The 20,262-nt window shown below is 66.6% G+C and carries 22 protein-coding genes and 2 pseudogenes; 8 read left to right on the top strand and 16 right to left on the bottom strand.

The features are described 5' to 3' along the window. Positions 1–73: 73 nt before the first annotated feature. Positions 74–484 (bottom strand): rhodanese-like domain-containing protein, encoded by a 411-nt coding sequence (locus ACMVY4_RS06725; RefSeq protein WP_416899405.1) that lies wholly within the window; start codon positions 482–484, stop codon positions 74–76. Positions 485–545: 61 nt separating this feature from the next. Further along, entirely contained in the window at positions 546–1,325 is a 780-nt protein-coding gene (locus tag ACMVY4_RS06720) for a hydroxypyruvate isomerase family protein (RefSeq protein WP_416899404.1), read from the bottom strand. Positions 1,326–1,369: 44 nt separating this feature from the next. Here ACMVY4_RS06720 and ACMVY4_RS06715 point away from each other — a divergent pair, with 44 nt between their 5' ends. The 6 genes from ACMVY4_RS06715 to ACMVY4_RS06690 all read left to right on the top strand — a co-directional run bounded on the left by ACMVY4_RS06715 (position 1,370) and on the right by ACMVY4_RS06690 (position 6,577). After that, positions 1,370–2,515 (top strand): MlaE family lipid ABC transporter permease subunit, encoded by a 1,146-nt coding sequence (locus ACMVY4_RS06715; RefSeq protein WP_416899403.1) that lies wholly within the window; start codon positions 1,370–1,372, stop codon positions 2,513–2,515. Continuing rightward, positions 2,515–3,288 carry an ABC transporter ATP-binding protein gene (locus tag ACMVY4_RS06710; protein WP_416899402.1) on the top strand — a complete coding sequence of 258 codons (774 nt, stop codon included), beginning with the start codon at positions 2,515–2,517 and terminating at the stop codon, positions 3,286–3,288. Before ACMVY4_RS06715 ends, ACMVY4_RS06710 begins: the two co-directional genes overlap by 1 nt. Continuing rightward, complete coding sequence (locus ACMVY4_RS06705) at positions 3,225–4,301, top strand: MlaD family protein (protein WP_416900269.1); 1,077 nt, start codon at positions 3,225–3,227, stop codon at positions 4,299–4,301. The genes ACMVY4_RS06710 and ACMVY4_RS06705 overlap by 64 nt, the downstream gene beginning before the upstream one ends. Then, positions 4,298–4,933 (top strand): ABC-type transport auxiliary lipoprotein family protein, encoded by a 636-nt coding sequence (locus tag ACMVY4_RS06700; RefSeq protein ID WP_416899401.1) that lies wholly within the window; start codon positions 4,298–4,300, stop codon positions 4,931–4,933. The genes ACMVY4_RS06705 and ACMVY4_RS06700 overlap by 4 nt, the downstream gene beginning before the upstream one ends. An 88-nt stretch (positions 4,934–5,021) precedes the next feature. Beyond that, positions 5,022–5,240, top strand: a complete 219-nt coding sequence (locus ACMVY4_RS06695; protein WP_416899400.1) for a DUF2892 domain-containing protein — start codon at positions 5,022–5,024, stop codon at positions 5,238–5,240. Further along, entirely contained in the window at positions 5,240–6,577 is a 1,338-nt protein-coding gene (locus ACMVY4_RS06690; protein ID WP_416899399.1) for a sensor histidine kinase, read from the top strand. Before ACMVY4_RS06695 ends, ACMVY4_RS06690 begins: the two co-directional genes overlap by 1 nt. Here ACMVY4_RS06690 and ACMVY4_RS06685 read toward each other — a convergent pair. Further along, positions 6,574–7,719 (bottom strand): HupE/UreJ family protein, encoded by a 1,146-nt coding sequence (locus tag ACMVY4_RS06685; protein ID WP_416899398.1) that lies wholly within the window; start codon positions 7,717–7,719, stop codon positions 6,574–6,576. The genes ACMVY4_RS06690 and ACMVY4_RS06685 overlap by 4 nt on opposite strands. 1 nt (position 7,720) lies before the next feature. On the opposite strand from ACMVY4_RS06685, the gene ACMVY4_RS06680 reads away from it, so the two are divergent. Then, positions 7,721–8,548 (top strand): DUF4198 domain-containing protein, encoded by an 828-nt coding sequence (locus ACMVY4_RS06680; RefSeq protein WP_416899397.1) that lies wholly within the window; start codon positions 7,721–7,723, stop codon positions 8,546–8,548. 25 nt (positions 8,549–8,573) lie between these two features. On the opposite strand, the gene ACMVY4_RS06675 is transcribed toward ACMVY4_RS06680, so the two are convergent. After that, positions 8,574–10,073, bottom strand: coding sequence for a CoA-acylating methylmalonate-semialdehyde dehydrogenase (locus ACMVY4_RS06675; RefSeq protein ID WP_416899396.1), 1,500 nt, complete (start codon positions 10,071–10,073; stop codon positions 8,574–8,576). 370 nt (positions 10,074–10,443) lie between these two features. On the opposite strand from ACMVY4_RS06675, the gene ACMVY4_RS06670 reads away from it, so the two are divergent. After that, a complete protein-coding gene (locus ACMVY4_RS06670; RefSeq protein ID WP_416899395.1) occupies positions 10,444–10,815 on the top strand; it encodes a hypothetical protein in 372 nt (123 codons plus the stop codon). A gap of 3 nt (positions 10,816–10,818) precedes the next feature. Here ACMVY4_RS06670 and ACMVY4_RS06665 read toward each other — a convergent pair. The 12 genes and pseudogenes from ACMVY4_RS06665 to ccmD all read right to left on the bottom strand — a co-directional run. Then, a pseudogene (locus ACMVY4_RS06665) lies at positions 10,819–11,112 on the bottom strand (4a-hydroxytetrahydrobiopterin dehydratase); the annotation flags it as partial. A 26-nt stretch (positions 11,113–11,138) separates the two neighbouring features. After that, positions 11,139–11,879 carry an SDR family NAD(P)-dependent oxidoreductase gene (locus tag ACMVY4_RS06660; protein WP_416899394.1) on the bottom strand — a complete coding sequence of 247 codons (741 nt, stop codon included), beginning with the start codon at positions 11,877–11,879 and terminating at the stop codon, positions 11,139–11,141. A gap of 132 nt (positions 11,880–12,011) precedes the next feature. After that, positions 12,012–12,890: a methyltransferase domain-containing protein gene (locus ACMVY4_RS06655; protein WP_416899393.1), complete on the bottom strand. Its 879-nt coding sequence runs from the start codon at positions 12,888–12,890 to the stop codon at positions 12,012–12,014. Between the two features lie 15 nt (positions 12,891–12,905). After that, positions 12,906–13,436 (bottom strand): peptidylprolyl isomerase, encoded by a 531-nt coding sequence (locus ACMVY4_RS06650; RefSeq protein WP_416899392.1) that lies wholly within the window; start codon positions 13,434–13,436, stop codon positions 12,906–12,908. 153 nt (positions 13,437–13,589) lie between these two features. Continuing rightward, positions 13,590–13,997, bottom strand: a complete 408-nt coding sequence (locus ACMVY4_RS06645; protein ID WP_416899391.1) for a VOC family protein — start codon at positions 13,995–13,997, stop codon at positions 13,590–13,592. A gap of 10 nt (positions 13,998–14,007) precedes the next feature. Further along, entirely contained in the window at positions 14,008–14,559 is a 552-nt protein-coding gene (locus ACMVY4_RS06640) for an NUDIX domain-containing protein (RefSeq protein WP_416899390.1), read from the bottom strand. Positions 14,560–14,916: 357 nt separating this feature from the next. Next, entirely contained in the window at positions 14,917–16,425 is a 1,509-nt protein-coding gene (gene ccmI, locus ACMVY4_RS06635) for a c-type cytochrome biogenesis protein CcmI (RefSeq protein WP_416899389.1), read from the bottom strand. A 6-nt stretch (positions 16,426–16,431) separates the two neighbouring features. Then, positions 16,432–17,025, bottom strand: a complete 594-nt coding sequence (locus tag ACMVY4_RS06630) for a cytochrome c-type biogenesis protein (RefSeq protein WP_416899388.1) — start codon at positions 17,023–17,025, stop codon at positions 16,432–16,434. Positions 17,026–17,027: 2 nt separating this feature from the next. Then, complete coding sequence (locus ACMVY4_RS06625; protein WP_416899387.1) at positions 17,028–17,606, bottom strand: DsbE family thiol:disulfide interchange protein; 579 nt, start codon at positions 17,604–17,606, stop codon at positions 17,028–17,030. A 2-nt stretch (positions 17,607–17,608) separates the two neighbouring features. Then, positions 17,609–19,599: pseudogene (locus tag ACMVY4_RS06620) on the bottom strand (heme lyase CcmF/NrfE family subunit). After that, positions 19,599–20,078, bottom strand: coding sequence for a cytochrome c maturation protein CcmE (gene ccmE, locus ACMVY4_RS06615; RefSeq protein WP_416899386.1), 480 nt, complete (start codon positions 20,076–20,078; stop codon positions 19,599–19,601). The pseudogene ACMVY4_RS06620 and the gene ccmE overlap by 1 nt, the downstream one beginning before the upstream one ends. Beyond that, positions 20,075–20,260, bottom strand: a complete 186-nt coding sequence (gene ccmD / locus ACMVY4_RS06610) for a heme exporter protein CcmD (protein ID WP_416899385.1) — start codon at positions 20,258–20,260, stop codon at positions 20,075–20,077. Before ccmD ends, ccmE begins: the two co-directional genes overlap by 4 nt. Positions 20,261–20,262 lie beyond the last annotated feature (2 nt).

The following is a 20,262-nucleotide window of genomic DNA, read 5'->3' as shown; positions in this document are numbered from 1 at the left end:
TCGGCTTATTTGGGTCGCGCCGCGCGGAACGCAATGGCGCAGTGCAGCAGGCGGCGGATTTCTGCGAGGGCGGTCACTCCAGAGGCAGTTTCCGGGCGAGCCAGCCGGGTCCCTGACGGCTGCCGCCCATGCCCTCGCCGATGTCGGCGACCTGGCTGAACCCGTTGGCGGCAAGGAAGGCGGCGGCGCTGCTCGAGCGCCCGCCGGACGCGCAGATCAGCGCCAGAGGACGGGACCTGTCCCCGTTCGTGACCTCAAGCACGTCCTTCAGGAACCCCTCCTCGCCGGAAAGCTGGAGCCAGTTGACGCGCGCCGAGCCACGCGGCGTGCCGGACCACGCCCACTCCGGCGGGGTGCGGATGTCGATGATCAGCAACTCGCCGGCCTCCGCCTTGCGCCAGGCGGCATCGGGCGACATCACGCCCGTCTCCGCCAGAGCGCAGAACGGCAGCAGGACGGCCATCAGCAAGGTCAGCACACGCATAGCCTTCCCTATCGCGCGGGCCGCTTCGCACTGCAATTCAAGGCGGCGTGAGAACATGCCTTCAGAGTGCGTAGCCGTAGTCCGCAGCCCAGCGAAGGCTTTCCTCCGTCGTCGTGCTGGGCCGGTATTCCAGGCTCACCGGGGCGGTCCATCCGCTCTCGTCGATCACGTCGAAGATGAAGCGGTAGTCCAGCTCGCCGGCGCCGGGCTCGCGCCGGTCCGGCGGGTTCGCGATCTGGATATGCCCCGCATCGGCGACATGCTGGCGGTACAGCCGGACCACATCGCCGTGGATGATCTGGAAGTGGTAGAAATCGAACTGCAGCCAGACATTGTCACGGGCAATGCGGTCGCGCAGCCGGAGGGCCTGATCCACGTCGTTCAGGAAGTAGCCCGGAAAATCGACCGGGTTCAGCGGTTCCAGCATCGCGCGGATGCCGTGCGGCGCGGCCAGATCGGCGACGCGCCGGACATGATCGACGAAGGCGGCTTCGGCGGTTGCGTCGCCCCGGTCGGCCAGTCCCGCCATCACGTGAATGCCCATGACGCCGAGCGCCGCCGCCGTCTCCACCGTCTGCCGCGCCTCGTCCTCGCTGCGTTTCGCGGTGGCCAGATCGACGCCGGCGCCGCGGTCGCCGTCGGCCATGCGCGGGATCGGCGTGTTGATCAGCGTGACCCGAACGCCGGCCGCCTTCGCCGCCGCAACGATGTCCGCCGTGTCGTGGGCATGCGGGTTCAGGATCTCGACTTCCGGAAAGCCCCAGGCGGCTGCGGCGGCGAAACGCTCCATGAAGGGGCGTTCGGTGAACATCAGATCGATGTTGGCGGAAAAGCGCGGCATGCTAGAACCCTGCGAGTCTGTCCCCGGCCCGGAGCCTGCGGTTCTTGAGTGACTTGAGCGGTCAATACAGCGGCAATCGCCTCTCGGCGCAACCTGAAGGCGGCGAGGGCCGGCTGGTTCCCGAAAGCGGCGGACGGCTGATGGCCGAGGGCGACTGGACCGTCGCGCACGCGCCGAAGCTGTACAGCGCGATCGCGGCGACCGGCAGCGCCGGCATCATCGATCTCGGCGCACTGCGCCGTCTCGACACCTCGGGCGCGCATCTGCTGGTCAAGCTGGCCGACCGGACCGGCGCCGGCATCGAGAACTGCCCCGAACGGTACCGCAGCCTGATCGAGCGGGTCGCCGCGGCCGAGGGGCCGCCCGCAGAACTGCCGGTTGCCAGCAATCCGCTCATACGGACCCTCGCCCGTCTGGGCCGCGGCACTGAGCGAGGCGCCCGGCGCGCTGTCGGCATGATCGCCTTCCTGGGGGCGGTCTGCGAGGTCTGGGCGCGCACGGCGATGCGGCCGAAGCGGTTCCGGCTCACCGCCACGGTGCGGCACATGGAAGACGCCGGGCTGAGCGCCTTCCCCATCGTCATGCTGATCTCCTTCCTCGTCGGCATTGTCATGGCCTTCCAGGGCGCGGCGCAGTTGCAGCGCTTCGGCGCCGAGATCTTCGTCGTCAACCTGATCGGCATCTCGGTCCTGCGGGAAATCGGCATCCTGCTGACGGCCATCGTCGTCGCCGGACGCTCCGGCAGCGCCTTCGCCGCGCAGATCGGTTCCATGAAGGTGAACGAGGAGGTCGATGCGCTGAAGTCGCTGGGCCTGGACCCGATGGAAGTCCTTGTCCTGCCACGCGTGCTGGCGCTGAGCCTGATGATGTGCCCCATGGCTTTCATGGCCGATATCAGCGGTCTGATCGGCGGCGGGCTGATGGCCTGGCTGGCGCTGGACATTCCGCCGGCGCTGTTCGCCGAGAGGCTGGGCGACGCCATCCCCCTTTCGGCGCTGATGGTCGGCCTGGTGAAAGCGCCGGTCTTCGGCGCGCTGATCGCCATGGTCGGCTGCTATGAGGGCCTGCGCACGGAAGGCAGCGCCGAATCGCTTGGCCGGCAGACCACCCGCGCTGTGGTCGAGGGCATCTTCATCGTCATCGTGGTCGATGCCCTGTTCTCGATCTTCTTCAATCTGGTCGGCGTCTGATGGCGGACGATCCGATCATCCGCGTCTCGGGACTGGTGACCCGTTTTGGCCCGCAGACCGTCCATGACGGTCTCGATCTGGAGGTGATGCCCGGCGAGATCCTGGGCATCGTCGGCGGCTCCGGCACCGGCAAGTCGGTACTCCTTCGGGCCATCATCGGCCTGCTGACCCCGGCCGAAGGCACGATCGAGGTCTTCGGCCAGCGACTGGACCGCCTGTCCGAGGCGGCTCGTCGGCGCGTGGAGCAGCGTTGGGGCGTGCTGTTTCAGGACGGAGCGCTGTTCAGTTCGCTGACGGTGGCGGAGAACGTCGAAGCGCCGATGCGCGAGCACACGGATCTGCCGCAGGCGCTGATGAACGAACTGGCGGGCCTGAAGATCAGCATGGCCGGGCTGCCCTATGACGCCTGCAGGAAATACCCGTCCGAGCTGTCGGGCGGCATGCGCAAGCGCGCCGGACTGGCGCGGGCGCTGGCGCTCGACCCGGAAATCGTCTTCCTCGACGAACCGACGGCGGGTCTCGATCCCATCGGCGCGGCGGCCTTCGACCAGTTGACGCTGGAACTGTCGCGCACGCTGGGGCTGACGGTCGTGATGGTGACCCACGATCTGGACAGCCTGTATGCGATTTGCGACCGTGTCGCCGTTCTGGCCGAGAAGAAGGTGTTGATCGTCGCGCCGATCGAGGAGCTGGAGCGTCACGAACACCCCTGGCTGCAGGACTATTTCCACGGACCGCGGGCGCGCGCCGCGCAGGCGGCGAAGGAGGGCTGACACTGGAAACGCGCGCAAGTCATATCCTGATCGGCAGCGTTGTCCTGATCATCACCTTCGCCTTCTTCGGCTTCGCCATCTGGCTCGCCCAGATCGATCTCGACAGCGAGACCCGGCTCTACCAGATCCATTTCGAAGGTTCGGTCGCGGGTCTCGGCGTCGGGGGCGATGTCCGCTACCGCGGCATCCGCATCGGTTCGGTGACCGATATCGGGCTCGATCCCGAGGATCCGTCAAAGGCGCTGACCGTGGTCGAGGTGGACGGCAAGACCCCGATCCGGGAAGGCGACGTCGCGACCCTGAAACCCCAGGGCATCACCGGCGTGGTCTTCGTCAATATCGAGGGCGCAGAGGCCGGGGCGAAACCCCTCCGCGAGATTTCCGACGAACGCATCCCGGTGATCCCCTCGAAGAAGGGCGATATCGAGATCCTGTTCGCCAGCGCGCCGGAGCTGCTCGACAAGGCAATCCGCGTCACGGACAACCTGGCCCGCATCCTGGGACCGGAGAACCAACAGTCGATCCAGGGCATCCTGGCCGACCTGAAGACCCTGACCGGCACCATCTCCGGACAGAAGGCCAGCATCGACAACGTCCTGAAATCGCTGGAGAGCAGCGCCGCGGACATCGCCGCCACCATGCAGGAGGCGCGCAAGGTCGTCGGCCGCGTCGATGTGGTGCTGGACGACGCCTCCGAAACGCTGGCCGTCGGGCGCGGCGCGCTGGCGGGCATCGACCAGATGGTCACCCGGGACGGCGGCGCGATGCTGGGCGAACTGAAACAGGCGAGCGCCGATCTGGCTGCGGTCACCGGCGCGCTGGCCCGGATCGTCGAGAACAACGAGGGTGATCTGGACAGCTTCGCCAATGACGGGCTTTGGGAGTTCCGGCGTTTCATCAATGAGGGCCGGCTGCTGATCGCATCGATTTCCAGACTGACGGAACGGCTTGAATCCGGCGGGGCTCAGTCGCTGCTGGGCGTGCAGGGCAGCGAAGTGGAGCGGGACAAATGAGACACTGGCTGACGGTGATGGCGACGGCCCTGGTTCTGGGCGCGTGCGGCAGCATCCTGCCCGTGCCGCAGGCGCCGTCGACCTTCTACAACCTGTCGCCGAAGAGCACGTTCAGCCAGCAGCTGCCTGAAGTCAGCTGGCAGCTCGTGATCGAGGAACCGCTGGCGGCCGGCGGCCTCAACTCCTCCAGCATCGCGTTCCGCCCGACGCCGCTGGAGCTGAAATACTTCAAGGACGTGCGCTGGACCGAACGCGTGCCGCGCATGGTGCAGACCCTGCTGGTCGAGAGCTTCGAGAACAGCGGCACCATCGTCGCGGTCGGCCGCCAGGCCATCGGTCTGCGCGCCGACTACAGCCTGCTGACCGAGATCCGGGAGTTCCAGGCCGAACGGATGAACGGCGGCGTGGTGCGGGTCCGCCTGAACGCCAAGCTGATCAAGCAGCCCCGGCAGATCATCGTCTCGTCGCGGAGCTTCGAGACCGCCGTGCCGGATACCGGCGAGAGCATGGACGCCACCGTCCGCGCCTGGGACCGGGCCATCGGCGACGTGATGAAGGATGTGGTCCAGTGGACCATCGTCGAGGGCGAGACCGACTGGCGGCGGCGGCAGGAGCAGCGCCGCCGCAACTGATCCGGAACCGGATCATTTACTCCGGGTTAATGGCACGATTCTAGCTTCGCAATCCGGCGGGGAAGTCGGACTCCGGAAAGAAGACAAGATGCTGAAAAAGAACATGCACATCATCGATCAGGCGGCACGGGTGCTCGTGGGCGTCGCGCTGCTCTATGCGGGGTTTGTCGACCGCTCCCTGATCGCCAACGATCTGGTCTCATGGGCCCTGGGCGCATTCGGCGCGCTCAACCTTGTCTCCGGTCTGCTGGGCCATTGTCCCGTCTACTGGGCCGCCGGCCTGAGCACGAGGTCCCGGACCGCCTGATGCCTGTTGCGGCGCGCATTGCGCTGGTTGCAGCGGTATTGGGTCTGGTCTGTTTCGGGTTTCTGGGCGTCATCGCCTATCAGAATGCCGAGGCCATCAGCACGCTTCACCAGCGCGGTGTCCTCAAGTCAATCGGACAGCGGATAGCGGCCGACGCCGAAACCGGCGGGTTCGCCACCGTCGATCTGTCCCGATACCCGTTACTCGGTTCCCCGGATCTGCAGGCTGCGATCCTGTCTCCAGCCGGCCTGGTCGAGACGAGGGTCACGGACGCAGACAGCGCCGACATTCTGGACCGGGTCGTCGAAACGCGCGCACAATGGGTCAACGCTCCAGCCTACGAGCACCGGATCGACCGCGGCGACAATCGCTTCGTTTGGCATCGGCAGCCGCTGGGCGCCGACGGCGCGGAACTGATCCTTCTGCACCGGTGCATGAAGACGCCTCTGCCCCAGATCACACAGCTCTATATCGTCCCGATCGGCCTCGCCGTTCTGATGGTTCTATGGCTCTCGGTCTGGGCCGGCATAATGGGTCAGAGAATGATCCGCAGCCGCGCCCGGGAACGCTCACTTGAGCTCGAAGTGCTGCGACACGAGGAGACGAGCAAGATCAAGTCGTCCTTCCTCGCCAACATGAGCCACGAGTTGCGGACCCCCCTCAACGCCATCATCGGGTTCTCGGAGATGCTCAAGATCAGGGCCTTCGGCCCGGTCGGCAGCAAGAAGAACGAGGAATATGTCTCGCTGATCGGCGAGTCCGGCCACCACCTGCTCCAGATCGTCGACAACCTGCTGGACCTTTCGAGGATCGAGGCCGGGGCCGAAACGCTGCAGGATGGAAGGCTGGCTGCGGATGCGCTGATCGGCGACTCCGTCGCAATGATCGAGCCGATCACAACCCGCCGCCGGCAGACCGTCGAGACCCGCCTGATCGCCGGAACGCAGGACATTCTGGCCGACCGGCTGAAGCTGAAGCAGGTCATGCTCAACCTGCTGAGCAATGCCTCCAAGTTCGCGCCCGAGGGAACCGCCATCCTGGTCCGGGTGACAACCGTGAATGACGGCGGGCTGTCGATCGAGGTGACCGACAACGGGCCCGGCATCGCGCCGGAGGATCTGGCGACGGTCATGCAGACCTTCGGCCGCGCCGTCTCGGGCGCCGAACTCAGCAAGGACGGGACCGGCCTGGGCCTGCCGCTCAGCGAAGCCCTGATCCGTCTGCACGGTGGCACGCTGACCCTCGTCAGCACACCTGGCGAAGGCACCACGGCGCGGATCTGGCTGCCGCCCGAGCGATGCCTCGGGCGCAGTGCAGTGGCCGGCGAAGCCGCCTAGAGCAGGCCGACGCGCTCCACGGTCCAGTAGAGGCCGACAAAGGCGATGGCGAGCGAGGCCGGTATTACGATGGCACGGCGGTAGAGCCGCTCCGGCAGTCCCCAGATTCCGACCGCCAGCAAGGCCGCCAGAATGACGGCCAGCTGACCGGCTTCGACGCCGATGTTGAACCCGATCAACGCCTCGAGGAATTCGCTGCGCGGCAGGCCGAGTTCGGTCAGCACGCCGGCGAAGCCGAGACCGTGCAGCAGACCGAAGGCGAACACCACGAAGGGGCGCCACGGACTGAGCCGCGCCATGAAGATGTTCTCGATGGCGACATAGGCGATGGAAAGGGCGATCAGCGGCTCGACGATGGCGGGCGGCAGTTCGACGATGCCGTAAAGCGACAGCGCCAGCGTGATGGAGTGCGCGACCGTGAAGGTCGTCACCTGCACCAGCAGCGGCCGCATGTTGCGCGACAGCAGGAAAAGGCCGAGCACGAACAGGATGTGGTCCAGCCCCTTCGGCACGATGTGCACGAAGCCGACATAGATGTACTCGCCGATCACTTCGTACCAGGTGCGCGGCGGGACAAGCCCTTCCAGCGGCAGGGACTGCGTTTCCGTCCCGTCCGGCATCCAGTGGGTCCGGAACTCGGCATCCCCCTCCCGCTTCATCTTCAGCGCGATGGCGCCATAGGCGCGCGGGTAGGAGAAGGTGAAGGTCTCCGCCCCCGGCAGGATCGGGCCGTCGAGCCTCACATCGCTCACACGGGTGACGCTGATGTCCTCGGCGGGTCGCACCTCGATCGACACCAGCCGCGGCCGCACCGTCTGTCCGTCGAACTGCAGGTCGAAGCCGTCAAGCACCGTCGCCTCGCCCTCCCGGAACGCGTCGGCGAACGCCGCCGGCGGCAGCGCGCGGACGCGGTCATAAGCCTCGGCCTGCGGGCTGTCATTGGTGTCGTCGTAGCCCGGTCCGATATCGACCAGCATCGCCTCGGCGTTCACCTCCGCGGCGATGGTGAAGGTGCCGTCCTTGCCCAGGACGACCTCGAAGACGGAAGGTTTGATCTCGTGCGCGGCGGCGGGCAAGCTGACCAGCAGCAACAGACACGCCGCGATGAACCGGCGGACGCCGGGTAGCGTAAGGAAACCCACGATGCTCAAACTCCTCAAACCGCTGGCGGCCGCGCTGGCGGCTGCCGCCGTCGCATCGTCTGCCACGGCGCACGAATTCTGGCTGGAACCGTCCAAGAGCCGCGCGACGGTGGACGAAGAGATACCGGTTACGATTGCGGTGGGCCAGCACTTCGTCGGCAACACGCTGCCCTGGATACCGCAGCGCGCCGTCCGCTTCGACGTCTATGGTCCGGGTGGCAAGATGGAGGAGGCCGGCGCCGCTTTCGCCGCCGATCCAGCGGGCATCGTCCGTCCGGCGGGCCGTCCCGGCCTCTACATCGTCGCCTATCAGAATGTCGGCGACCGGATCACCATCGACGCGCCGACCTTCAACAAGTATCTCGAGGAAGAGGGGCTCGACCACATTCTCCGCCACCGGCAGGAGAACGGCCTGATGGATCAGCCGGGCCAGGAGTTCTACACGCGATTCCCCAAGACCTGGGTCCTGGCCGGGGACAATGTGAACGCCGGACGTTGGGCCGCAGCGCCGTCGAAGCTGACATTCGAGATGGTGCCGGTCTCGAACCCCTTCGAGTTGCGCGCCGGCGACACGCTGACGCTGGACGTGCTCTACGAAGGCCGGCCGTTGAGCGGCATCCAGGTGAACACCTTCGTCAAGGGCGCCGGCGAGCGCATCCAGGCCGTCCGTTCGGACGCGAACGGCCGCGCGACGGTCACCATCGACCGCGCCGGACGCTGGCTGTTCGCCGCGGTGCATGCCATCCCCGCCGAGAAGAAGCCTGGCGTCGACTGGGACTGGGAAAGCTTCTGGACCAGCCTGACCCTGGACGTGCCGCCGCCGCAGTAGAGCCTGCCGCGGCGGCCGGCCCCGGTCAGCTCTTGACGGTCGGGATGGTGAAGTCCGGTCCGATCTGGACGCCGCCCGGCCAGCGCGAGGTCACCGTCTTGATCTTGGTGTAGAACTTCACGCCCTCGGGCCCGTGCTGATTGGTGTCGCCGAAGGCTGAATTCTTCCAGCCGCCGAAGGTGTGGAAGCTGAGCGGCACGGGGATCGGCACGTTCACGCCGACCATGCCGACCTGGACCTTGCGGGCGAACTCGCGCGCGGCATCGCCATTGTGGGTGAAGATGGAAACGCCGTTGCCGAACTCGTGGTCCGAGGGCAGCGCCATGGCGTGTTCGAAGTCGCGGGCGCGGACCACCGACAGCACGGGGCCGAAGATCTCTTCCTTGTAGATCCGCATGTCCTCGGTGACCCGGTCGAACAGGCAGCCGCCCATGAAATAGCCGCTCTCGTAGCCCTGCATCTTGAAGTCGCGGCCATCGACGATCAGCTCGGCGCCTTCCTCGACGCCCAGATCGACATAGCCCTTCACCTTGGCCAGATGCTCGGCGGTGACCAGCGGACCGAAATGCGCGTCCGGATCGTTGGACGGGCCGACCTTCAGGCTCTCGACCTTCGGCACCAGCTTCTCGAGCAGCTTGTCGGCCGCCTCGTCGCCCACCGGCACCGCGACGGAGATCGCCATGCAGCGCTCGCCGGCCGAGCCGTAGGCCGAGCCGATCAGCGCGTCGGAGGCCTGCTCCATGTCGGCGTCGGGCATGACGATCATGTGGTTCTTGGCGCCGCCCATGGCCTGGCAGCGCTTACCGTTGGCTGCAGCCTTGGCGTAGATGTACTGCGCGATCGGGGTCGAGCCGACAAAGCTCACCGCCTTGACGCGCGGGTCGTCCAGAATGCCGTCGACAGCCACCTTGTCGCCGTTGACGACATTCATCACGCCCGCGGGCGCACCGGCCTCCATCATCAGCTCGGCGAGCCGCATCGGCACGCTCGGGTCCTTCTCCGACGGCTTCAGGATGAAGGTGTTCCCGCAGGCAATGGCGATGGAATACATCCACATCGGCACCATGGCCGGGAAGTTGAACGGCGTGATGCCGGAAACGACGCCCAGCGGCTGGCGCATGGAATAGAGATCCATGCCGGTCGCCACCGAATCGGAATACTCGCCCTTCAGCAGGTGCGGAATGCCGCAGGCGAACTCGACGACTTCCAGGCCGCGCTGCACCGATCCGCGGGCGTCGGGCACCGTCTTGCCGTGCTCGGACGACAGCAGCTCGGCCAGTTCGTCCATGTTCTTCTCGATCAGTTCCTTGTAGCGGAACATGACCCGCGCCCGGTGCATCGGCGAGGTCGCGGCCCAGGCCGGGAACGCCGCCTGCGCGTTGGAGATCGCGGCATCCAGTTCCTCGTTGGAGGCCAGCGCGACTTCCTTCGACTGCTCGCCCAGCGTCGGGTTGTAGACCGGGTAGAAGCGGCCCGATGTGCCAGCGACTTCCTTGCCGCCGATGAAGTGTCCGATCTGTTTCATGGTCTCTCTCCCCGCCACGATCCGTGTACTGCCCGGTTTGTAGGACGCCACGTGACGCCGGGCAAGGCGGCGCATCGTGAAGGCTGCCCCGCGCGGCACTATGTTAGAATCGGGCCGCCGGGCGTTGCGTGAATGGAGGACTGCAGAATGCCGATCGTGACAAGGCTTGCCGCGCTGCTGTTGTGTGGACTTCTGGCCGCCTGCGCCCAGTTGAGCGCACAGGTCTCCTCGACCGGCACCCTGCCGGCCGCAGGCGACGGCCGGCACCATCGCCGTCGCCGCCGGAGACGCCCGGCTGAGCGAGTCGCTGTTCTTCGCGCGGACGAAGCGGACCATCGAGGGCGAGTTCCGCGCCCGCGGCTACACCGTCGTGCCGCCCGAGGACGGACCGCTCTATCTGGCCCTGGCCTCCTACGAGGCGGACAGCGGCCGCACGGACCTCGTGACGACCGAGCGCCAGTTCCCGCGCTACGTCTACAAGCAGGGCGTCGGCAACATCTTCGTCGGCTACGACACCATCGTCGATGTCCGCACGGTCGAGAGCTTCGGCAGACAGGTGGATCTGATCATCCAGCGCATGGACAGCCCCGACGGGCCGAAACGCGTCTACGAAGGCACCGCCGTCTCGCGCGGGCGCTGCGGCAACATCAACGAGGTCGCCGACGCCATGTTCGTCGCGCTGATGCAGAAGTTCCCGGCCGGTTCGGGCACGGTGACCGTCGAGAACGAGTCCGGCTGCTGAACGTCAGCCCGCGGCCTTGTCCATGAATGTCGCCAGCTTCACGTCCAGCTTCGTCAACCCGCCCGCGTCGTGGGTCGAGAGCGTGACCTCGACGGTCTTGTAGACGTTGAACCACTCGGGATGGTGATCCATCTTCTCGGCCTTCAGCGCGACGCGGGACATGAAGCCGAAGGCCTCGTTGAAGTCCTTGAACTCGAAGCGCTTCGTTATCGCGTCGCGGCCTTCCACCATCTCCCAGCCGTCCAGCGTCTTCAGCGCGTCGTGACGTTCCGCTTCGGTCAGTTTCTCGGCCATCTTGTTTCTCCTCTGCGGATGATTGCCGCCTAGTAGGTGGCCCTTCCGCCGGAAATGTCGATGACCTGTCCAGTGGTGAAGCTGCAATCTTCCGAGGCGAGCCAGGCGACCAGCGCCGCGACCTCGCCGACTTCCACGAAGCGGCCCATCGGGATCTTGGAGAGCATGTAGTTGATATGCTCCTCGCTCATCTGGTCGAAGATCGCCGTCCGCGCCGCGGCCGGGGTGACGCAGTTCACGCGGATGTCGTGGCCAGCCAGTTCCTTGCCGAGCGACTTGGTCAGTGCGATCACGCCGGCCTTCGAGGCCGAATAGGCGGAGGCGTTGGGATTGCCCTCCTTGCCGGCGATGGAGGCGATGTTGACGATGCGGCCATAGCCGCCCGCGATCAGCTTCGGGGCAACGGCGCGGCAGCAGAAATAGACCCCGTTCAGGTTGATATCCAGGATCTGCCGCCATTCGTCGGGGCTGTAGTCCCAGACAGTCCGGTTGGCCCCGGCGATGCCGGCATTGTTGACCAGGATCTCGACGCCGCCCAGCGCCGCCTCGGTCGTGGCCAGCGCCATGTCGATGGCGGCCGGGTCGGTGACATCCACCTGGATCGCCGTCGCGCCGATCTCGTCGGCGGTGACACGCGCCAGATCGAGATCCCGGTCCCAGATGGCGACCTTCGCGCCCGAGGCGATGAAACGTTCGGCGATCGCGCGGCCAATGCCCTGCGCGGCACCCGTCACGATGGCCCTGCGGCCCTTCAGGTCGATCTGGTTCAAGGTCCCCTCCCCAAACAACAGAACCCCGGACTTGATCCGGGGTCCATTCCGGAGCGTTTCCGCCGCCCCCTGTTATCGTCAGCGAAGCTCAGGCATGGGTCCCGGGTCAAGCCCGGGACGTTCGGCTGCGCCTCACGGCTTCTCCATCGTCAGCAGCAGCCGCCACGTGGCGATGTCCTGCGGCAGTTGCTGCGCGTAATCCGGATGCACTGGCAGATTTTCCGGATCGTCGATGGTCCAGCGCTCGGCTTCAAGCGTGCGGAAGCCGGCGGCCTCCAGCCGGGCGATCATCTCGCTGGCCGGCATGCGGTTGATGTACTGGACGTCGTTCTCCAGCAGCTTCCCGAACATGGCGTCCGAGTGGCGGAGGTAATGCTTCTTCGACCGCGACGGGTCGTAGTGGGCCAGGTGATCGTCCAGACCGACCTGCGCCACCATGCGCCCGCCCGGCTTCAGCACCCGGAACCAGTCGGCGGCGTTCTGGTCGAACCCCGACGAGACGACATGCTCCAGCACATCGACGGAAAAGATGACGTCGAAGCGGTTGTCCTCGTAGGGCAGCCGACCGTTCTCGTCGATGTCATAGCGCATGTTGAGCGCAGCGTAGACCTGATCGAAGTCCGCGGCCTGCTCCATCTTGGCCAGCTTGCGGCCGGCCAGCGCTTTCTGCCCGGCCGTCAGGTCGAGATCGGCCACGGCCTGCTTGAGGACCGGGATCTTCATCTTCAGCGCCCCGAAGGCCCGGTTGTCCCAGACATCGAAGCAGGCCACCTCGGCGTCCCAGATCAGCGCAGGCAGCATGCTGTAGGCGTGCATCCAGCCGGTGCCGAGTTCCAGGAAGGCCGGCGGTTCGCCCACCGGCGCTTCCCGGATCCGGTCCAGCACCCAGCCGGCACGCTCCATCGACAGCTTGCGGTCCACCTTGCGGTTGCCGAGCCAGCGATAGAGCGCCTTGGACGGGCCGTTCACCGAGAAGGCCCGGAGCGCAGCGGCGACCAGGTAGTAGTTCAAGCGCGGTCCGCCCTGCTACTGCGCGTCGGCGGCGACCTGCACCTTCACCATCTTGCCGGGATTGCGCGGCGGTTCGCCCTTCGGAATGGAATCCACATGCTCCATGCCTTCGGTGACCTTGCCCCAGACGGTGTACTGGCCATTCAGGAAGTGGCCTTCGTCGAACATGATGAAGAACTGGCTGTTGGCCGAGTTCGGGTTCTGCGAGCGGGCCATGCCGACGACGCCGCGGTCGAACGGCACGTTGGAGAACTCCGCCGGCAGGTCCGGCTTCTTCGAACCGCCGCGGCCGGTGCCGGTCGGATCGCCCGTCTGGGCCATGAAGCCGTCGATCACGCGGTGGAAGATGATGCCGTCATAGAAGCCTTCGCGCGCCAGTTCCTTGATGCGCTCGACATGCTTCGGCGCGACGTCCGGCAGCAACTCGATGGTGATGCGTCCGTCTTCGGTGTCGATGTAGAGGGTGTTTTCCAAGTCGGCTGCCTCGCTGTGTTGTGCAGTTGCAATCAGAATGGCGCCAGCCAGCGCCAGCAGAAGTCGACGCATCGCGATATACTCCCAAATGCGGTTGCGGTCGGTCTCCGTCAGGGTCCGCAACCTGTAATGCCTTTTTCGCGGCGATGAAACCACGGATCAATCGAAAGGGCATGAGGCGCCATTGCGGGCTGTTTCCGGCGGGAAAACCCCCATGCCAGGGCGCTATGACCAGTCAGCGAAATAACGCGCGGCGTCGCCTTCCAGCTTCTCCGGATCGGCCTGGAAAAGCTCCAGCAGGACCCCGTCCGGCGCCGGGCACATGATGTATTTCCAGGCGCCGAAATCCCGGATTCCGCTGCGGAACGCGATACCGGCCCGGCGCAGGCGTTCTTCCAGTGCCGCCAGATCGCCGGTGCGGATGCCGATGTGATGCACTGCGCCCCGGCCCTCGTCCCGCAGCGGCTGGTCGTAGAAGTGGATCCGGCCGCTGCCGACGCGCATGAAGACATTGCGCGACCCGCCGAACTCGCCGTCGAAGGCGACCTCGCCGCCCAGATGTTCCCGCCACCAGCCAATGGTCGCGTCGAGATCGGCGGCGAAGAGGTGGACGTGATGCAGATGTTCGCTCATGTCCGCGGAGTCAGGCAGGCGTCATGTTGCCGGTCTCGCCCGGCGGGTTGGTGAAGGTCGGGAAAACGTCCTGGTCCCAGACCTCCCGCATCTGTGTCAGCGCCCAGTGCACGCTGGGGAAGGCCAGTTCGTCCCACGGGATCTCGTGCCAGTCGAAGAAGGCGACCTCAAGCGATTCCTCGCCGGCGCTGACCTCGGGCGAGGCGAGGTCGGCCTTGTAGATCAGCTGCACCTGGCTGATCCGGGGGATGTTGTAGACCGCCAGCAGCGGGCCGATGTTCAGGTGGGCGTTGGCCTCCTCGCGCGCCTCTCGGGCGGCACCCTCGGCGGAGCTTTCCCGCTCTTCCATGAAGCCGGCAGGTATGGTCCAGAACCCCTTGCGGGGTTCGATGGCGCGGCGGCAGAGCAGGATCTTCTGTTCCAGCCGGCAGACCGCGCCGACGACGATCTTGGGATTGACGTAGTTCACCCAGCCGCATTCGCCGCAGACCATGCGTTCGCGGTTGTCGCCGGGCGGCACGCGGTTCTCGAAATTGTCCGCGCCTGGCAGGTGTCGGCTCATGCCGTGCTCTCCGTGGGGAAGCGTTGATCTCTCATGAATTCGGCCTGTCCGGCGGCGTGCCGTTTCGGAACAGCTTCATGGCCGCCGATGCTAGTTGGAACACGGCTTCAAGTCCAACCGCCCGCTTTTGGAACATGAGGAACAGACGCTTCCATTGTTACGGTAACGATGGAACCCGCGCAGCGCCTGACGCGAACAGAGCAAGAACTACCAGAATACCCCATGGCACAAGCATTGCAGGTAACAGGGTATGGCACTGGATGCCACTGGTTGATGGTGCCGTAGCATTCCCTTCATCGGCTGTGCCTTGTTCAGCCGACACTTCCGGCGGAGACGTCACCCGACGTCTCCGCCTTTTTATTTGCCGGCTTCCTCGAGACGGCGGATCTGGGCGTCGACGCCCTGCCAGGCCGGCGTACCCGGCTGCAGCATCCCGAGCAGCTTCCGCCACTTCTGCAGCGCGTCCTCGGGCCGTCCCGCCTCGGCGTCGGCGCGGCCAAGCATGAACAGCGCATCCGGGTTCTCAGGCGCAACGTCGGCCAGCGCCTGGAAAGCGGCGACCGATTCCGGCGGCATCGGCCCGTCGGGCGCGGCATCCTGAACGGCGATGGCGTATTGCAGGCGGGTCTGTGGATCCTGCGGCCGCAGGCGGACGGCATTGCCATAGGCCTCGATGGCGCCCTGCTGGTTCCCGGTCACGCCATAGGCGCGGCCGAGACGCATCCAGCCGTCATAGTCGTCCGGCTCCTCCTCGAGGCGGCCAGCGAGGCGCTCGACCATGCCCTGGATCATCGCCTGACGATCCTCCGACGACATGTCCTGCGCGGCCTGCATCTGTTCGGCGGTCGGGCCGGGCGCGGACGGGGCTTCAGCGCCGCCGCTCTCCGCGCTCGCCTGCGGCAACGGCGGCAGTTCCGGCATCGCCGGCGCGCCTTCGGCCGGCAGCGTCGGCAGCGGATCCGGCAGTTCGACATCCAGATCGGCCGCAACTTCCTGCAGCCGGGCGCGCAGCGGTTCCATCCACGGCGCGTCGGACGGCGAGTCCTTGGCCAGCGCCATCCAGCCGTCATAGGCGGCCTGCAGGTCGCCTGCCTGCCCCCGCGCGAGGGCGATGTAATAGCGGGCGCCCGGATGGCCCTGATCCAGCGACAGCACCTTCTGGAAGGCTTCCTGCGCCTCTTCCGGCACAACGCCGCCGGACGCGAAGATCAGTGACTCGCCCAGCTGCATGTGCGGCGCCGTATCCCCTTCGGCCTCGGGCAGGGAGACGGCCTTCTCATAGGCGCGGACGGCGTCGCCGTAGCGCTCCATCACGTTGTAGGAGCGGCCGAGCAGCATCCAGCCGTCGAAGTCCTGGGGATTCTCCTCGAGCCGCTGTTCCAGGCTGCCGACCATCTGATCGACGGAGGCGAGTCCGTCCTGGGTCTGCGCCGGATTGTTGCCGCCGCCGGCGGACGCCGTCATCCGGCCGGCATTGGCCGGGACGTCGGTACGTTCGGCCAGGGGCTGGGAGGGCAGGTCGGGACGGCCGATCTCCAGATAGATCAGGCCCGCAGCCACCGGCAGGGCGAGCGCCACCAGAATGCCGATGATGGCGTTGCTCCGGCCTGCGGTGCCGATTTCGGGCTCGTGATCACGCACCGCCTGCAGCATGCGCCGTTCGATCTCGTTGCGGGCGCCGCGAGCCTCGGCTTCGGTCATTACCCCGCGGGCGACATCCGAATCGAGGTCCTCGATCTGGCTCTGGTAGACGCGCAGGTCGTAGTCGCCGCGCCGGGCGGCGGAAAGATGGGCACGGGCCAGCGGGCGGAGGATGTACACCGCGGCGGCAACCGTGATGGCGGCAATCAGGATCCAGAGGCTCAAGAGGGTCTATTCCCGTTCGGAGAGGGCGCGCTGCAGTTCCTGCCGCTCGGCGTCATCCAGAGCACGCGGGCCACCGCCCGGGGCTGCGCCGCCGGCGGTCGCCAGACGCGGCTGACGCCGGCGGAGGTAGAAGAAGGCGATGACGGCGCCCGGGATCAGGATCAGCAGCGGACCCAGCCAGAGCAGCAGCGTCTTGGCCTTGAAGGGCGGGTCGAGCAGCACCCAGTCGCCGAAACGCTGCACCATGAAATCCATCGCCTCGGCATCGGTGTCGCCGGCGGCAAGCCGTTCGCGCAAAACCACACGCAGGTCGCGGGCGAGCGGCGCGTTGCTCTCGCTGATCGCCTGGTTCTGGCAGACGAGGCAGCGCAGTTCCTTCATCAGCTCCTGCGCCCGCGCTTCCTTCTGCGGATCCTCCAGCGGTTTCTCGGTGAAGATCGCATGGGCGGGAAGGGCGAGCACAAGGAGCAGCGCCACGAGCGCGGCCAGGACAATGCCGTCACCCCGGCCTTGAGCCGGGGTCCGGAGCGGCTTCGCCGCAAGACTGACGATTGACCGGATGCCGGCTCGCGGGCCGGCATGACGCTGAAGAAACGGCATCCTCACTTCCGGAGCTCCGCCAGCAGCGGCATCAGTTCGTCCTTCAGGATCTGCGGCGTGATGGGACCGATGACCTTGTGGACGATGGTGCCGTTGCCGTCGATGACAAAGGTCTCGGGGACGCCGTAGACGCCGAAGTCGATGCCGACGCGGCCGTTCCGGTCCATGCCGATCCGGTCATAGGGATCGCCGAAGCGGTTGAGCCAGCCGACGGCCTCGGCGGGCGCGTCCTTGTAGTTCAGGCCATAGATCGGCACCACGCCCTGCTTCTGCATCTCCATCAGCAGTGGATGCTCGACGCGGCAGGCGACGCACCAGCTGGCGAAAACGTTGACCAGCTTCGGCTCGCCGGTCAGGTCGCTCCTCGCGAAGCCTTCCGACCCCTTGCCGGGCAGCGGCGGCAGCTCGAACTCGGGCGCCGGCTTGTCGATCAGCACAGACGGGATGGACTGCGGGTTCAGCGACAGACCCTGGTAGAGGAAGAAGCCGATCACGGCGAAGACGCCGACCGGCACGATGGCCCAGAGCCAGCGCAGGGCGCTGCCGCCCCGCTGCGGCTGTTCTTCGGTAGCGTCGGTCATGATCAGTCTCCTGCGCCCGCGGGCAATGCGGCGGACGAAGCCGAGCGCCGCGCGGGGGCGCCGATGCGGTGACGGCGGTCGCTCAGCGAAATGATTCCGCCGATGGCCATGAACAGCGTGCCCAGCCAGATCCAGACCACCAGCGGTTTGTAGTAGAGCCGCACGGCGTAGCCGCCCAGACCGTCGGGTTCGCCGACAACGGTGTAGAGATCGCCGGCGAAAGTCGTGCGGATCGCGGCCTCGGTGGTCTCCATCGGCGGCGAGTTGAAGGTCCGCGCCTCCGGATGCAATGTCGTGACCGGCGGCCCTCCCGCATGACCACGAAGGCGCCGGCATGGGCCGTGTAGTTCGGCCCCGGCACCTCGCGCGCGCCCACGAAGGTCAGATCGAAGCCGCCGACCTGTTCGGTGTCCCCGGGGCGCATGATCAGCTGCTTCTCTTCCTGCCAGGTCTCGGACGCGGTGATGCCGAGAACCATGAGCGCGACGCCGAGATGGGCAACCGTCATGCCGAAGCTGGCGCGTGGCAGGCCGCGGGCGCGGCGCCAGCTGTCCAGCGGGCTGCCGCGGAACAGACGGATGCGCTCGGCGACTTCCCAGAGCGCGCCCAGGCCCAGCCAGACAACCAGGATCATGCCGAGCACGGCCAGCAGCGAGACGTCGAAGGCGAAGTAGAGCGTCACCAGGGCGGCGACGAAGGTCAGCCCGGCAACGTATTTCAGCCGCGCCAGCACGCCCATTGCGTCACCGCGCTTCCAGGCCATCATCGGGCCGATGGCCAGCGCCGCCACCAGCGGCGTCATCAGCGGCACGAAGACCGCGTTGAAGTAGGGCGGGCCGACGGAGATCTTCTCGCCGGAGACGGCGTCCAGGAACAGCGGGTAGAGCGTGCCAAGCAGCACCACCAGGCAGGCCGTCGTCAGCAGCAGGTTGTTCAGCACCAGCGTGCCCTCGCGGCTCACCGGCTGGAACATGCCGCCGCCCTTCAGCATGGGCGCACGGAAGGCGTAGAGCGCCAGCGATCCGCCTACCACGACGCCGAGGAAGGCCAGGATGAAGACACCGCGCGCCGGGTCTGTGGCGAAGGCGTGCACGGAGTTCAGCACGCCCGAGCGGACCAGGAAGGTGCCCAGCAGTGAGAGCGAAAAGGCCATGATGGCGAGCAGCACGGTCCAGCTTTTCAGGGCGTCGCGCTTCTCCACGACGATCGAGGAGTGCAGCAGCGCTGTCGCGGCAAGCCAGGGCATGAAGGACGCGTTCTCGACCGGGTCCCAGAACCACCAGCCGCCCCAGCCGAGCTCGTAATAGGCCCAGTAGCTGCCCAGCGCGATGCCGATGGTGAGGAACATCCATGCGGCCAGAGTCCAGGGACGGACCCAGCGGGCCCAGGCCGGATCGACACGGCCCTCGATCAGGGCGGCGACGGCGAAGCTGAAGGCGACCGACAGGCCGACATAGCCGAGATACAGGAACGGCGGATGGATCGCCAGCGCCGGGTCCTGCAGCAGCGGGTTCAGGCCCTGCCCTTCCAGCGGCGCCGGGCTGAGCCGGTCGAAGGGATTGGAGGTGAACAGGATGAAGGCGAGGAAGCCCAGGCCGATCATCGCCTGCACCGACAGCACGCGCGCCTTGAGCGTCGGCGGCAGGTTGTCGCCGAACCAGGCGACCGCGGCGCCGAACAGCGTCAGGATCAGGATCCAGAGCAGCAGCGAGCCCTCATGGTTCCCCCAGACGCCGGAGAACTTGTAGATCAGCGGCTTCAGCGAATGGCTGTTGGTCGCGACCGTCGTTACCGAGAAGTCCGAGGTGACGAAGCTGACCGTCAGGCAGATGAAGGAGAACAGGACCAGCCAGAACTGGGCCTGCGCCGCGGGCGTGGCGATGGCCATCCACGCAGCGTCGCGCCGCGCAGCGCCGATCTGCGGCACGATCGCCTGCACCGCCGCAATGACGATAGCGAGGATGAGGGCGTACTGACCGAGTTCCGGTGCCATCAGCCCTGCTCCGCCGCGCTCATCTGGATCTTGCCCTCGCAGTTGCCGACGCCCTTAACGGTCGCCGCGATCTCGGGCGGCATGTAGTTCTCGTCATGCTTGGCGAGCACTTCCTGGGCGACGAACTGGCCCTGCCCGTTCAGCTGGCCGAGCGCAATCACGCCCTGGCAGTGGCGGAACAGGTCCGGCAGGATCTTGTTGTAGGACACCTCCAGCGAATGCTCGCCGTCGGTAATGGAGAAGATGGTGACGATGCCCGCCTTCCGGATCGAACCATCCTCGACGATGCCGCCGACGCGGAACCGCTTGCCTTCCTCGAAGCCGTCCTCGGCCACCTGGCTCGGGCTGCGGAACACGTCCAGTTCCTCGTTCAGCGCGGTCAGCGAGAACGCCACCGCCCCTCCGATGAACAGCAGACCCAGCAGCACCAGAACCAGGCGCTGACGCTTCGGCTTCATTCTGCCGAGACCCTTGCTCATGCCTCATCTCCCTGACGGCGGCGCCGGCGCGGGCTGAGCGCCTGCAGCGCGCTCGCCTCCCGTTCCATCTTCCTCGCTCCGCGTACGCTCAGAACCAGCAGGACGATCATCGCCAGCGACACGGCGCCATAGGACGACCAGATGTAGCTGGCATATCCGCCCATGCTCAGAAACTCGATCATTG

It is taken from the genome of Minwuia sp. (genome assembly GCF_048007105.1).
Classification (GTDB): Bacteria; Pseudomonadota; Alphaproteobacteria; order Minwuiales; family Minwuiaceae; genus Minwuia.
This window is presented reverse-complemented; position numbering and strand designations above follow the sequence as displayed.

What these genes read in the sequence shown, in the direction of transcription:
- ACMVY4_RS06725 (WP_416899405.1), bottom strand. Translation starts at nt 484, where the DNA reads ATGCGTGTGCTGACCTTGCTGATGGCCGTCCTGCTGCCGTTCTGCGCT.
- ACMVY4_RS06720 (WP_416899404.1), bottom strand. Translation starts at nt 1,325, where the DNA reads ATGCCGCGCTTTTCCGCCAACATCGATCTGATGTTCACCGAACGCCCC.
- ACMVY4_RS06710 (WP_416899402.1), top strand. Translation starts at nt 2,515, where the DNA reads ATGGCGGACGATCCGATCATCCGCGTCTCGGGACTGGTGACCCGTTTT.
- ACMVY4_RS06700 (WP_416899401.1), top strand. Translation starts at nt 4,298, where the DNA reads ATGAGACACTGGCTGACGGTGATGGCGACGGCCCTGGTTCTGGGCGCG.
- ACMVY4_RS06695 (WP_416899400.1), top strand. Translation starts at nt 5,022, where the DNA reads ATGCTGAAAAAGAACATGCACATCATCGATCAGGCGGCACGGGTGCTC.
- ACMVY4_RS06690 (WP_416899399.1), top strand. Translation starts at nt 5,240, where the DNA reads ATGCCTGTTGCGGCGCGCATTGCGCTGGTTGCAGCGGTATTGGGTCTG.
- ACMVY4_RS06680 (WP_416899397.1), top strand. Translation starts at nt 7,721, where the DNA reads ATGCTCAAACTCCTCAAACCGCTGGCGGCCGCGCTGGCGGCTGCCGCC.
- ACMVY4_RS06675 (WP_416899396.1), bottom strand. Translation starts at nt 10,073, where the DNA reads ATGAAACAGATCGGACACTTCATCGGCGGCAAGGAAGTCGCTGGCACA.
- ACMVY4_RS06650 (WP_416899392.1), bottom strand. Translation starts at nt 13,436, where the DNA reads ATGCGTCGACTTCTGCTGGCGCTGGCTGGCGCCATTCTGATTGCAACT.
- ACMVY4_RS06645 (WP_416899391.1), bottom strand. Translation starts at nt 13,997, where the DNA reads ATGAGCGAACATCTGCATCACGTCCACCTCTTCGCCGCCGATCTCGAC.
- ACMVY4_RS06640 (WP_416899390.1), bottom strand. Translation starts at nt 14,559, where the DNA reads ATGAGCCGACACCTGCCAGGCGCGGACAATTTCGAGAACCGCGTGCCG.
- ACMVY4_RS06630 (WP_416899388.1), bottom strand. Translation starts at nt 17,025, where the DNA reads ATGCCGTTTCTTCAGCGTCATGCCGGCCCGCGAGCCGGCATCCGGTCA.
- ACMVY4_RS06625 (WP_416899387.1), bottom strand. Translation starts at nt 17,606, where the DNA reads ATGACCGACGCTACCGAAGAACAGCCGCAGCGGGGCGGCAGCGCCCTG.
- ccmE (WP_416899386.1), bottom strand. Translation starts at nt 20,078, where the DNA reads ATGAGCAAGGGTCTCGGCAGAATGAAGCCGAAGCGTCAGCGCCTGGTT.
- ccmD (WP_416899385.1), bottom strand. Translation starts at nt 20,260, where the DNA reads ATGATCGAGTTTCTGAGCATGGGCGGATATGCCAGCTACATCTGGTCG.